At 71.3% G+C, this 12,084-nt stretch carries 12 protein-coding genes and 1 riboswitch; of the genes, 3 read left to right on the top strand and 9 right to left on the bottom strand.

What is annotated here, in order from left to right; genetic code table 11:
- Positions 1 to 68: 68 nt before the first annotated feature.
- From FBY41_RS03170 to FBY41_RS03180, 3 genes are all read right to left on the bottom strand, one after another.
- The gene (locus FBY41_RS03170) at positions 69 to 878 is read right to left on the bottom strand and encodes a C40 family peptidase (RefSeq protein ID WP_141841949.1); all 810 of its coding nucleotides are present in this window, start codon (positions 876 to 878) and stop codon (positions 69 to 71) included.
- Between the two features lie 2 nt (positions 879 to 880).
- Positions 881 to 1,052, bottom strand: a riboswitch (cyclic di-AMP (ydaO/yuaA leader).
- Positions 1,053 to 1,218: 166 nt separating this feature from the next.
- On the bottom strand, positions 1,219 to 1,914 hold the full coding sequence (locus FBY41_RS03175) for a metal-dependent transcriptional regulator (RefSeq protein WP_141841950.1): 696 nt from the start codon (positions 1,912 to 1,914) through the stop codon (positions 1,219 to 1,221).
- Between the two features lie 38 nt (positions 1,915 to 1,952).
- Positions 1,953 to 3,170, bottom strand: coding sequence for an MFS transporter (locus FBY41_RS03180; protein WP_141841951.1), 1,218 nt, complete (start codon positions 3,168 to 3,170; stop codon positions 1,953 to 1,955).
- A 67-nt stretch (positions 3,171 to 3,237) separates the two neighbouring features.
- Between FBY41_RS03180 and FBY41_RS03185 the strand changes: the two genes are divergently transcribed.
- Complete coding sequence (locus FBY41_RS03185; RefSeq protein ID WP_141841952.1) at positions 3,238 to 4,401, top strand: hypothetical protein; 1,164 nt, start codon at positions 3,238 to 3,240, stop codon at positions 4,399 to 4,401.
- A 144-nt stretch (positions 4,402 to 4,545) separates the two neighbouring features.
- Here the strand turns inward: FBY41_RS03185 and pdxH are convergent, their stop codons facing one another.
- A complete protein-coding gene (pdxH, locus tag FBY41_RS03190) occupies positions 4,546 to 5,256 on the bottom strand; it encodes a pyridoxamine 5'-phosphate oxidase (protein WP_141841953.1) in 711 nt (236 codons plus the stop codon).
- Between the two features lie 121 nt (positions 5,257 to 5,377).
- Between pdxH and FBY41_RS03195 the strand changes: the two genes are divergently transcribed.
- Positions 5,378 to 5,788 (top strand): hypothetical protein, encoded by a 411-nt coding sequence (locus tag FBY41_RS03195; RefSeq protein WP_141841954.1) that lies wholly within the window; start codon positions 5,378 to 5,380, stop codon positions 5,786 to 5,788.
- A gap of 19 nt (positions 5,789 to 5,807) precedes the next feature.
- Here FBY41_RS03195 and FBY41_RS03200 read toward each other — a convergent pair whose 3' ends face one another.
- A complete protein-coding gene (locus tag FBY41_RS03200) occupies positions 5,808 to 6,464 on the bottom strand; it encodes a pentapeptide repeat-containing protein (protein WP_260439529.1) in 657 nt (218 codons plus the stop codon).
- Between the two features lie 164 nt (positions 6,465 to 6,628).
- On the opposite strand from FBY41_RS03200, the gene serC reads away from it, so the two are divergent.
- Complete coding sequence (gene serC / locus FBY41_RS03205; RefSeq protein ID WP_185748960.1) at positions 6,629 to 7,753, top strand: phosphoserine transaminase; 1,125 nt, start codon at positions 6,629 to 6,631, stop codon at positions 7,751 to 7,753.
- 96 nt (positions 7,754 to 7,849) lie between these two features.
- On the opposite strand, the gene FBY41_RS03210 is transcribed toward serC, so the two are convergent.
- The 4 genes from FBY41_RS03210 to FBY41_RS03225 all read right to left on the bottom strand — a co-directional run bounded on the left by FBY41_RS03210 (position 7,850) and on the right by FBY41_RS03225 (position 12,063).
- Positions 7,850 to 8,374 (bottom strand): ferritin, encoded by a 525-nt coding sequence (locus tag FBY41_RS03210; protein WP_141841955.1) that lies wholly within the window; start codon positions 8,372 to 8,374, stop codon positions 7,850 to 7,852.
- A gap of 220 nt (positions 8,375 to 8,594) precedes the next feature.
- Positions 8,595 to 9,911, bottom strand: coding sequence for an MFS transporter (locus FBY41_RS03215; RefSeq protein ID WP_141841956.1), 1,317 nt, complete (start codon positions 9,909 to 9,911; stop codon positions 8,595 to 8,597).
- Positions 9,908 to 10,357, bottom strand: coding sequence for a MarR family winged helix-turn-helix transcriptional regulator (locus tag FBY41_RS03220; protein ID WP_141841957.1), 450 nt, complete (start codon positions 10,355 to 10,357; stop codon positions 9,908 to 9,910). The genes FBY41_RS03215 and FBY41_RS03220 overlap by 4 nt, the downstream gene beginning before the upstream one ends.
- A 191-nt stretch (positions 10,358 to 10,548) precedes the next feature.
- Positions 10,549 to 12,063 (bottom strand): NCS2 family permease, encoded by a 1,515-nt coding sequence (locus tag FBY41_RS03225; protein ID WP_141841958.1) that lies wholly within the window; start codon positions 12,061 to 12,063, stop codon positions 10,549 to 10,551.
- Positions 12,064 to 12,084 lie beyond the last annotated feature (21 nt).

Raw genomic sequence — 12,084 nt, forward strand, 5'->3', positions numbered from 1 at the left:
CCGTGCTCAGTGGCCATGCTGCGGACGAGAGGTCCGTGGGTGCGCCCGGTGGGACGCGAAGGACCGGCTCAGAAGCGGCCGTAGCCCGACGGGGTCGTCCAGATGGAGTGGTAGCCGATCGTCGTGCCGGGGCGCTGCGCGTCGATCATCGTGCCCGGGCTCACGTAGATGCCCACGTGGTAGACGGGGTAGCCGAAGAAGACGAGGTCGCCGGGGCGGGGGCTCGACACCGGGGTGGCGGCCGCCTTCTGGGCGGAGGCCGTGCGCGGGATGCTGATGCCGGCCTGGCGGTAGACGTAGGACGTGAGGCCGGAGCAGTCGAAGCCGCTCGGCGTCGTGCCGCCGTAGACGTAGGGCACACCGAACATCGACTTCGCGATGCCGACGATGCCCGAGGCGCTGGGGGCCGGGTCCGGCAGAGCGGTGCGGGTGGTGCTGCGCGACGCGGTGGCTGTCGTGCGGTTGGCGGCGGCCGCACGGGCTGCGGCGAGATCCTCGGCAGCCTTGGCCTTGGCCTCCTTGCGCTGCGTCTCGACCTGGACGTCCTTGATGACGAGCGGCTTGACCGCGGTCGTCTTGGACGCCGGCTTCGCGACGAAGCCGATCGAGGACAGGGCCGAGGGGGCCTGGACGGAGCCGGCCTGCGGACCGACCACGGCGGGCGCGGTGGTGGTGGCGGCGTCGGCTGCCACGGCCGGGCCGGAGCCCTCGGCCGCGTTGGCGGTGCCGGCGAACGACGCAACGAGGCCGCCAGAGGCAGCGACGATGGCGGCGCCCTTGACGGCCGGCTGAGCGGATTCCTTGGCAATGGTCTTCAGCTCTGACATCGCGCTGAAGCGACCGGGGGCGCGGTGGCGCCCGGGAATGTTCTGAGCCACGTTTGACCTCTCGACGCCTACGAGGTGAGCTGTCGGGTTCGGGCTGGAGGAATCTCGCCCGGCCTTCGCTCGGACCTTGCGGTCCACGGAGGGCTTCACCCCGAGAACGTCTCTCGACGCTCGGAAAGAGTGGTTCCCCCGCTCCTGCCATGCGGGTTCGTGCCGAGCCCAGAATCGGTGGCAGGACTAGGCGGTCCGACCCGGGGCACTCACTCGACGGGGAGAGCGAGTGGGCCAACCGTACCCAACTCGGTGGGGCTTGTCACGTTGGCGTCCACACCATTTTCCGCACTGTTTGCCCGGTTCGGCCCAGGCACGAAAGCGGACCAATCAGGACCGATCAGGCGCTCTGGCAGAAGACGTGCTGGGCGATGTCGGCGGGCAGCGACACCCCCGTCTCACGCTCGCCCCCCTCGCGCACGGCGACGACACGGCCACCTTGGCGCACGACCTCGACACGCGCACCCGGCACGACGCCGGCGCTCGTCAGCAGCGAGAGCGCCTCGGGGTCGACCTGCACGGGCTCTCCGATGCGCCGGATCGTCACGACCCGGGCCACCTCGTCGACCGTCTCGGTGAGGGTGGTGAGGCCGGTGAGGAAGTCGCCGCCGCCGTCGACCCCGAGCTCGTGAAGCCCCGGGATGGGGTTGCCGTAGGGAGACTCGAGGCCGTCGCCGATGAGGCCGAGGATCTTGCGCTCGACCTTCTCGGACATGACGTGCTCCCACCGGCACGCCTCGTCGTGGGCGTACTCCCACTCGAGTCCGATGACGTCGACGAGCAGCCGCTCGGCGAGCCGGTGCTTGCGCATGACACGGGTGGCGAGCAGCCGGCCCTCGCCGGACAGCTCGAGGTGGCGGTCGCCCGAGACGGCGACGAGCCCGTCGCGCTCCATGCGCGCCACGGTCTGCGACACGGTCGGACCGGAGTGGCCGAGACGCTCGGCGATGCGGGCCCGCAGGGGGACGATGCCCTCTTCCTCGAGCTCGTAGATCGTGCGCAGGTACATCTCGGTGGTGTCGATCAGGTCCGTCACGGTCCTACCCTCTCAGAATCCCGGAGCGTCATCCGCCCTCACGTCCGGCGGACGGTGGGGTCGTGGCGTGGCACCCAGACGCGCAGCCAGCCGGCGCCCACGAGGGCACCGGCTCCCAGCACGACGGACGAGGCGCCCAGCGACATGATGGCGGTCAGGGCTGACAACGCCAACGGGCCGGCAGCCCTTCCCACGTCGGCGCAGAGGCGCCAGCCCCCGAGGAACTGGGCCCGGGCGTCGTCGGGTGAGGCGTCGGCCCCGAGCGTCATGATGAGCCCCGCGCCGAGCCCGTTGCCGACGCCGAGGACCGTGGCCGCCGCCGTGACCGCGACGAGCGTCGTCGCGAGGGGCAGCAGCATCATGCCGAGACCGAGGACCACCATGCTCGGCACGGCGGCGGCGACCCGGCCGAAGCGGTCCATGAGCCAGCCCGAGGGGTAGAAGAGCGCCATGTCGAGCGCACCGGCGACGCCGAAGACGAGCGAGGTCTGCGCCGGCGAGAAGCCCACCGACTCGGCCCACAGCGGCACGAGGGCCTCACGGATGGCGCGCGCTCCGGCGACGCTCATCGCCCCGGTGCCGAGGGTCAGCAGCACGTAGCGGTGCCGCATCAGCACCGAGGCGACCGACAGGGGCGCCGCTCCGGTGGCCACGTGGTGTGTCGCCGCGGTGATGTCGGGAGCGAGCAGCACGAGGACGAAGGCACAGACGCTCGCGATGCCGCCGACGAGGTAGGCCGACTCGATCCCCCACCGCGCGACGACGAGCGCGCCGATGAACGGCCCGATGAAGTAGCCGATGCGGTGCACCCCGCCGAGCGTCGAGAGAGCGCGGGCGCGCATCGCCACCGGGACCGCCTCGGTGAGGTAGGCCTGCCGGGCGAGGCCGAAGAGCGAGCCGGCCAGGCCGATGACGAAGACGCCGACGAAGAGCACCGCGAGAGACCCGGCGAGCGCCGCCACGAGCATCCCGACCGCCTCGACGACGGCGGCGACGAGCAGCGCCCGGCGTTCGCCGATGCGCGCCGCGAGGGCTCCGGACGGCAGGTCACCGACGAGCTGGCCCACGCCGACGGCGGCGACGAGCAGCGCCGCGACCCCGACGGAGGCCCCGAGGTCGCGCGCCGAGACCGCGATGATCGGCGAGACGGCGCCCGCGCCGGTCGAGCCGAGCAGCGTCGGTCCATAGGCTGAGACGGCGACCGCGCGCAGCCAGCCGCCCGGCTCCTCCCCGCGCGTCTGGTCCGTCTCGGTCACGCCACGAGACCCTAACGATTGGGCATCTCGGGTGGCCGCTCCGGTCGGCCGGCGAAACGATGATGACGTGGCCGGGATCCCCTGGACGGGCCCCCTGAGGGCGGGTGAGGTGGCGTCGGTCCCGACGTCCGCCGGCCCCGTCGTGCCCGAGATGGGCACCCCCTCGCCGGACGCCCCGTCGGCCCCGCGGCCCCCGACGACGTATGCCGTCTCGCCCGTCAGCGGCAACCGCCCGGGCCTCATGGGCGTGGCCGTCGGGGTGTCCGTCCTCTCGCTCGCCCTGTCGGTCGTCGCGCCGATGGCGACCATCGTGCTCGGCCTCGTCTTCTTCGGGATCCTGTCGGCGACCCTCTCCTTCCGCTACCTCCTGGGGCGCTTCGCCGCCCTGCTCGACCCCGCCTTCGCCCGAGTGCTCGTCGTGCTCATCACGGGAGTGGCCCTGAGCGGCCTCCTCACGCGCCTCGTGGGTCGCCCGGCCGAGCTCCTTGCGATCACGCTCGGCTACGGCGTGCTGGCCGCGGGCGTGTGGCGTTGGCCCGGAAGGACGCGGCGGATCGTGGCCTGGGCCGTGCTCGCGGCCGCGCTCGCGCTGTCACTCGGCTTCCCGGCATACCACCTCGTCGTGCTCGGCCACCTGCTCGCCCTGACCCCGCTCGGCTTCCTCTGGGAGTGGTCGCGGGGCGTGCGGGACGCGAGGGGGCGGCGGCGCTTCCGGGGCGCGCTGCTCCTCGGCTACGTCGGCGTGCCGGTGCTGCTGCTGAGCGGCGCGCTCGACCGGTGGCTGTCGATGAGCCCCGGTCAGGTGCGCAGCGTCGTCGGCGACGGTCGGGCCATCCTGCAGCTCACGACCCTGCCGGGCACCGAGGGCACCCCGCTCGCCGCGCGCCTGCTCGCCGTCTCGGCCTTCCTCGGCACGCTGGGGTATGCCGCGTGGATCGTCTTCTTCCCCCGCGCGGCCCCCGAGGCGACCCAGGCCGTGGAGGAGCGGCTGCCGTGGGCGACGCCGCCTCGGGTGTGGGCGGGCGCGTTCACGGCCGGCGCGGGGCTCGCGGTCGTCTTCACGCTCGACTTCGGCCGGGCCGCCGCGGTGCTCGGAGCCGTCAGCTCCTACCCGGTGCTCCTCGGGGTCGCCCTGCTCGTCGTACTGGCCGGATCCGTCGGGCGGGAAAAGGTCTTGCCCGGGGCTGCGGAGTCGACGTACGGTGCTCGAACCGAACCCGAAGGGAGGTGATCCGAGAAGTGATTTCTTCCGGAACGTGTGAGGTGGCCGCGCGCTAGTCGCGTCCCCACCAGCACCCCAGGATGAAGCAGGGCAGTCCGAACCGGTCGGGCTGCCCTGTTCCTGTGTCCGGGTGGCCGTGGCCGGTGGCTCAGGTCAGGGCTGGCGGCGCGACATCGTCCATGCGGAGGGGTCGGCAAGGTCGCCGGCGCCGGTGCGCGTGAAGACGATGCGGTCGTGCAGGCGGTTGCGCCGGCCGGCCCAGAACTCCACCTCGTCGCACTCGATGCGCCAGCCGCCCCAGAAGTCCGGAACGGGCACCTCCTGCTCGCCGTCCTCGGGGAAGCGAGCGAGCACCTCGGCCCACTTGGCCTCGAGCGCCGCGCGGTCGGGTGCGGGCCGCGACTGGTCCGAGGCCCAGGCGGACAGCCGCGAGCCGTAGGGCCGGGAGTCGAAGTAGGCCTCCACCTCGTCGCGTCCGATGAGCCGCGCCGTGCCGCGGAAGCGGATCGCCCGATAGAGCGAGGGCCACGTGAGGGCAGCAGCGATGCGCGGCTCGGCCGAGATCTCGACCCCCTTGGCCGACTCGAGGTTCGTCACGAAGCCGGGGCCGCGCTCGTCGAAGAAGCGCATGAGGACGGTGCGCACGTTGGGCGCACCGTCGGCGTCGACGGTCGCCACCGACAGGGCCGTCGGCTCCGGCACGTCGGCGCGCTCGTGCGACGCGGCGACGGCGGCATCGACCCAGGCTCGCGCCTGGGCGTAGGGCGAGTCGGACACCTCCGACTCGACGAGGCCGTCGCCGGAGTAGTCGACGCGGCGCACGGCAGCCAGTCCCGTGGTCTCCTCGGAGGGCACGTTGTCCATGGGCTCAGACTAGGGTTGGCCGTGAGCAGGCTCGCGCCGGCGTCAGGCAGTGGCGCGTGGCCGGCGAGCGAGGTGCCGGGCCTTTCGACGAGGCTCCCGGCGCGAGGTGAGGAGTCGGACGATGGCAGGCAAGGGCAAGGTCGCGATCGCGGTCACGGCGGTCAAGCTCGGGGTGAAGTACGGCCCGCAGGTCTGGGTCGCCACCCAAGCGGTGCGCGAGCCGGTCAAGGAGGCCGTCGGCAAGGCGATGTCGTCGGAGAAGGCCCGCCGCAGCGCCCTCGCCCACGCGAAGTCGCTCGCCGAGGGCAGCATCCTCAAGGTCTACAAGGGCGACGCGTCGCACTGGGTCGTCTTCAGCGCCGACGAGCCGGTCACGGTCTACCCGCCCACCGACATGCCGCTCAGCACCCTGCTCGAGCGGGCCGACCTCACCAAGCGGATCCGCGCCGACGAGAAGGTCAAGCCGACCGACCGGGCCAAGGACGCCGCCACCGCGGCCCTGCGCCGCGGCAAGCCCAACCAGGTCAACTGAGCGGCGGCGCCTCTCCGCGTCAGTCAGCAATGACGATGCCGAGCTCGGCGGCGAGCGCATCGGCGAGGTCGATGACCTGAGCCCGGCTCAGCGTCGCCCCGCGCAGCCCGGCCAGGCCACGCGGTGACCGCAGCGTCGCACCCGAGAGGTCGAGGCCGGCATACGTCCCCCGGCCGAAGGTCGGCTCGAGCAGCGTGCACCCCTCGAAGGTGAGCCCGTCGACGCGGGCCTCGGCGAGGTCGAGCTCGGTGACGACGCAGTCGACGAACGCGACGTCCTTGAGTCGGGCGCCCCTGAGGTTGAGCAGGTCGACCTTGCCGCCACGCACGGTGACGTCGCGCCACGTGCTCCCCCAGGCCGAGACGGCCGCCAGCCGGCACCCGTCGAGCACCATGTCGGCGAGGCTCGCCTCGACGAGGGAGACGCCGACACCCTGCACGCGCTCCCAGGCGCCCTCCGACCAGCGCGAGCCCTCGAGGTGCACGTCGTCGAGGCAGGCGCCGCGCAGCGTGCACTCGAGGAAGGTGTGGCTCTCGGCGTGCGCTCGCGAGAAGTCGGTGCCCTCGAAGCGCACGGAGTCGTGGTGCGTGACGGAGCGAGCGCCTGCGGCGAAGTCCGGGTCGGGGTGGAGGGTCTGGTCGGCGTCGGACGGCATACGGGCGAGTCTGGCAGCCACGGCCCGGCTGTGGGCGTCCACACATCGAGCAGCGGTGTCCACGGAGTGGGCACGTGGGGTTCAATGGCAGCGGTGACAACGGCGTCATCCGCCATCAACACGTCCGCCACATGCTCGTAACGTGGCCGCATTCCCAAGGTGAATCCGTGACCGAAGCACCAGCCGTGACCCAGCCCATCACCATCCCGGCCGAGCTCCTGCCCGGCGACGGACGGTTCGGCTCCGGACCCTCCAAGGTCCGTCCCGAGCAGCTCGACTACCTCAGCTCCCTCGGACGCACGGTGCTCGGCACCTCGCACCGCCAGGCGCCCGTCAAGAACCTCGTCGGCGAGGTCCGCGCGGGACTGCGCGACCTCTTCTCCCTGCCCGAGGGCTACGAGATCATCCTCGGTAACGGCGGCTCGACCGCGTTCTGGGACATCGCCGCGTTCGGTCTCGTGCGCGAGCGCTCGCAGCACCTCGCCTTCGGCGAGTTCTCGAGCAAGTTCGGCAACGTCACGAAGGCGGCCCCCTTCCTCGGCGACCCGACGATCGTCAAGGCCGACCCCGGCACCCTCGCGACGCCGCACGCCGAGGCCGGTGTCGACGTCTACGCGTGGCCGCACAACGAGACCTCGACCGGTGTCATGGCCCCGGTCACGCGGGTCGAGGGCGCCGACGACGACGCGCTCGTGCTCATCGACGCCACCTCCGGTGCCGGCGGCCTGCCCGTCGACATCACGCAGGCCGACGTCTACTACTTCGCCCCCCAGAAGTGCTTCGCCTCCGACGGCGGGCTCTGGCTCGCGGCCTTCTCCCCCGCGGCGCTCGCCCGGGTCGAGGAGATCGCCGGCGGCGGGCGCTGGGTGCCCGACTTCTTCAGCCTGCCGACCGCGATCGACAACTCGCTGAAGAACCAGACCTACAACACCCCCTCGGTCAGCACCCTGGCGCTGCTCAACAGCCAGCTCCAGTGGATCCTCGGCAACGGTGGCCTCGACTGGGCCACCTCGCGCACCAAGGACTCCTCGAGCCGCCTCTACACGTGGGCCGAGCAGACGAGCTGGACGACGCCCTACGTCGCCGACCCGGCCGCCCGCTCGCAGGTCGTCGGCACCATCGACCTCGACGACTCGATCGACGCCGCCGGGGTCGCCAAGACGCTGCGCGCCAACGGCATCGTCGACGTCGAGCCCTACCGCAAGCTCGGCCGCAACCAGCTGCGCGTCGCGATGTTCCCGGCCGTCGAGCCCGACGACGTCACCAAGCTGACCCAGGCGATCGACCACGTGGTCTCCGCGCTGGGCTGAGCCACGCGGCACACCGCCTGCACGGACCCGAGAGGGCCAGCTCCCGTATGCCGGGTGCTGGCCCTCTCGTCGTGGTGGCCTCGCGCGGGTGGTGCGTCAGGCGCCCGCGATGGGCGGGGCCGAGGCGTCGGCGGCCTCGTCGCGCGACTCGCGCAGGACGTACTCCTCGATGTTCTCGATGTCGTCACGGTTGCGCTCGACGACGGTCAGCAGGTCGCTCATCGAGCTGATCTCCTCGACCTGCTCCTTGATGAACCACTGCATGAACTGGTCGGAGGCGAAGTCGTGCTCCTCGCGCGCGACGGCGGTCAGTGCGTTGATCTGCTCGCTGACCCGCCGCTCCTGGGCGAGGGCGAGGCGGACCGGCTCGACGACGTCGGCGAAGTCGTTGATCGGTGCGTCGACACCGGGGATGGCCACCTTGGAGTCGGTGTCGAGGAGGTACTGCACCATCATCATGGCGTGGTCGCGCTCCTCGAGCGCCTGCTGGTAGAAGAGCGAGGCCATCTGCGGCATGGTCAGGTCGTCGTAGTAGACGGCGATGGCGACGTACTGGTGGTGGGCGGCGTACTCGTGGCCGATCTGCTCGTTGAGCAGGTCGACGAACCTCTGGGCGGCCATGGGCGTGGCTCCTCCGCGCTGGTCTCGACGGGGTGTGCTGCTGTGCGCGCCCATCCTAGGTCGGGCCCGCCGGCGGGCGTCGCGCCGATCAGCGCTGGACGACCGCCGCGCCATCCAGCGCCGATCAGCGCCGGTCAGCGCTGGACGACCGCCGCGACGACGGCGATGACGACGAACAGCACGAGCGCCGCCACCGTCACCCGGTGGCGGAACTTGAAGCTCACCTCAGGGCCTCTGCGGTGGCGCCGGCCGCGGGGACGGGCGCCGCCTCGGCGGCGGGCTGCGGCGCGACCTGGATGCGCAGGCGGGGGCTGCGTCGGGTCTGGAAGGTCACGGCCACATTCTGCCGACGCGCGACCCAGACGGCCACCGCCGCCAGGCTCAGGCCGACCGCGACCGTGCCGATGCCGATCGTCCAGCGCGGCCCCCACATGTCGCCGATCCAGCCGATGACGGGCGCGCCGACGGGGGTGCCACCCATGAAGATCGCCATGTAGAGCGCCATGACGCGGCCACGCATGACGGGGTCGACGCTGATCTGGACCATGGCGTTGGCCGTTGTCAGGGCGGTGAGCGCGGCCAGACCGGTCGGCACGAGGTAGACCGCGAAGAGCAGGTAGCTCGGGGCGGTCGCGAGCAGCGCCGTCGAGACCGTGAAGCCGGCGAGCGCGACGAGCAGCACCCGCATCCGCGGCCTCGCCCGGCGCGCCGAGAGCAGCGCCGCCGCGAGCGACCCGATGGCCATGATCGACCCGAGCAGGCCGTACTCCCCCGCGCCCTTGTCGAAGACCTTCGTCGCCATGAGCGCCATCGTCAGCTGGAAGTTCATGCCGAAGGTGCCGAGGACGAAGACGAGGAACATCACGAGGATGAGGTCGGGGCGACCCTTGACGTAGCGCAGCCCGTCGCGGATCTGGCCCTTGCCGCGCGCGCGAGGCGACGGGGTGAGCTCGGAGGTGCGCAGGCGCAGGAGCGCGAGCAGCACGAAGAGGAAGGTGGCGGCGTTGATGAAGAGCGCGGGCGCGATGCCGAAGGCCGCGATGACGAGGCCGGCGACGCCGGGGCCGATGAGCCGGCCGAGGTTGAACGACGCGCTGTTGAGGGCCACCGCGTTGGGCAGGTGGTCGCGGTCGACCATCTCGGAGACGAAGGTCTGGCGCGCCGGGTTGTCGACTGCCGTCGCGACGCCCTGGATGAGGGCGAGCGCGTAGACGTGCCAGAGCTCGACGACGCCGGTGGCCGTGAGCACGGCGAGCAGCAGGGCCGTGACGAGCAGGGCGGTCTGGGTCGCGAAGAGCAGCTGCCGCTTGGGCATCCGGTCGACGAGCATGCCCGCGAACGGCGCGAGGACGAGGAAGGGGAGGAACTGCAGACCCGTGACGATGCCGAGCGCCGTCGCCGAGTGGTCGGTGAGGACCGTGAGGACGAGCCAGTCCTGGGCGACCCGGCCCATCCACGTGCCGACGTTGGAGACGATCGCGCCGGAGGCGTAGATGCGGTAGTTGCGGATCTCGAGCGACTGGAAGGTCGGGCTCATTCGCTCGCCACCTTGGCGAGCACGCTCGCCGCGCGACGGAGCAGGTCGCGCTCGTCGTCGGTGAGGCGGTCGAGGCGCGAGATCATCCACGCGTCGCGGTGACGCCGGATGCGGCGCAGGGCCCGCTGGCCCTCGGGAGTGAGAGAGAGGATGACCTGGCGCCCGTCGGTCGGGTCGTCGGCCCGCGCGACGTAGCCGCCGTCGACGAGCGCAGCGGTCGTGCGCTTCATGCTCGGCGCGGAGACGCGCTCGATCTCGGCGAGCTCGCTGTTGGTGCGGGGAGTGCCCTCGAGGCGGCAGAGCACGGAGAACTGGTGCGGCGCCATCTCACGGTCGGACTCGAAGCGGACGCGGCGCGAGATGCGCATGCACGCGAGTCGGATGTCGTTGGAGAGGGAGTTGAGCTCGGCGCGGGTGAACGGCGGGCTCTCGGTCTTGGTACGCATGCGGTGTCCTCAGATGTACGTTTCGTCGATAGTTACCCTAACTCATTACCTACGCTAACTATTTCCGCGCCAACCGCAAGACCCGTCCCACCCCCTCCTCCTACCCGACGGGCCCTCCCCACCCCCGGGTATGCCGCGAGGCCCCCTCCCAGCGGAAGGGGGCCTCACGGCATACGGGCTCGGGGTCGGCGTCAGCCGGCGAGCAGCGACTCGAGCGGCGTCTTGACGAAGTAGAGGACGAAGAAGCCGGAGACGATCCACAGCAGCGGGTGGATGCGGGCCGCGTGGCCCTTGGCGATCTTGATGAGCACCCAGGCGATGAAGCCCGCGCCGATGCCGACGGTGATGTTGTAGGTGAACGGCATGAGCACGATCGTGAGGAAGGCGGGCAGCGCGACCTCCACGTCGTTCCAGTCGATGTTGGTCACCTGGGTCATCATGAGGAAGCCGACGATGACGAGGGCCGGCGCCGCGGCCTCGGACGGGACGACCGCGAAGAGCGGCGCGAGGAACGTCGCGAGCAGGAAGAGCACCCCCGTGACGACCGATGCGAGGCCGGTGCGGGCGCCCTCCTCGACGCCCGATGCGGACTCGATGTAGGACGTGTTGCTGCTGACCCCGCCCGCGCCACCGGCGATCGCCGCGACGGAGTCGACGACGAGGATGCGGTCGGTGTGCGGCGGGTTGCCCTCGTCGTCGAGCAGCTTGGCCTCGGTGCCGATGGCGACGACGGTGCCCATCGTGTCGAAGAAGTCGGCGAGCAGGAGCGAGAAGACGAAGAGCGACGCGGTGATGATGCCGAGCTTCTCGAAGGAGCCGAGCAGGCTGAACTGGCCGAGGATGCCGAGGTCGGGGGTGTTCGTGATCGAGCTCGGCAGGCTCGGCACCGTCAGCGCCCACGTGTCGGGGTTGGTGAGGGCGCCCTTGTCGTCGTAGACGCGCGGGCCGAGGTGGAAGATCGCCTCGAGGACCATGGCGAGGATCGTCGCGGCGACGATGCCGATGAGGATCGCGCCCTTGACCTTCTTGATGAGCAGCACGGCGATGAGGAAGACGCCGACGACGAAGACGAGGGTCGGCCACCCGTCGAGGCTGCCGCCGATGCCGAGCTCGCTCGGCACCGAGCCGGGCGTCGTCGGGCGGCGCGCGAAGCCCGCGTCGATGACGCCGATGTAGGCGATGAACAGGCCGATGCCGACCGAGATCGCGACCTTGAGGGTCGCGGGGATCGCCCGGAAGACCGCCTTGCGGAAGCCGGTGAGCACGAGCACGAGGATGATGAGGCCCTCGATGACGACGAGGCCCATGAGGTCGGCGAAGGTGATCCTGTCGGAGGCGTGGGTGATGACCATGCCGGTGATGAGGCCGTTGATGCCGAGGCCGGCGGCGAGCGCGATCGGGAAGTTCGCGATGAGCCCCATGAGGATCGACATGACGCCGGCCACCACGGCCGTGCCGACCGCGACGAGCAGCTTGCTCTGCGTGAGGTCGGTCGTGCCACCGATCATCGTGCCCGACCCGTCGACGACGCCCGAGAGGATGATCGGGTTGAGCACGATGATGTAGGCCATCGTGAAGAACGTGACGAGGCCGCCGCGGATCTCGCGGGAGACGTTGGACCCGCGCTCGGTGATCTTGAAGAAGCGGTCCAGGCCGTTGGTGGTGGTTTCCGACGTGGTGGTCGGAATGCGAGTTTCGGTCGACATGGCGGTCACCTTAACGGGGGC

It is taken from the genome of Humibacillus xanthopallidus (assembly GCF_006716675.1).
Lineage (GTDB): Bacteria > Actinomycetota > Actinomycetes > Actinomycetales > Dermatophilaceae > Humibacillus > Humibacillus xanthopallidus_B.

Bases quoted from the DNA above. Each gene is read 5' to 3' on its own strand.
- pdxH (WP_141841953.1), bottom strand. From the start codon at position 5,256: ATGGACAACGTGCCCTCCGAGGAGACCACGGGACTGGCTGCCGTGCGC.
- FBY41_RS03195 (WP_141841954.1), top strand. From the start codon at position 5,378: ATGGCAGGCAAGGGCAAGGTCGCGATCGCGGTCACGGCGGTCAAGCTC.
- FBY41_RS03210 (WP_141841955.1), bottom strand. From the start codon at position 8,374: ATGGCCGCCCAGAGGTTCGTCGACCTGCTCAACGAGCAGATCGGCCAC.
- FBY41_RS03215 (WP_141841956.1), bottom strand. From the start codon at position 9,911: ATGAGCCCGACCTTCCAGTCGCTCGAGATCCGCAACTACCGCATCTAC.
- FBY41_RS03220 (WP_141841957.1), bottom strand. From the start codon at position 10,357: ATGCGTACCAAGACCGAGAGCCCGCCGTTCACCCGCGCCGAGCTCAAC.
- FBY41_RS03225 (WP_141841958.1), bottom strand. From the start codon at position 12,063: ATGTCGACCGAAACTCGCATTCCGACCACCACGTCGGAAACCACCACC.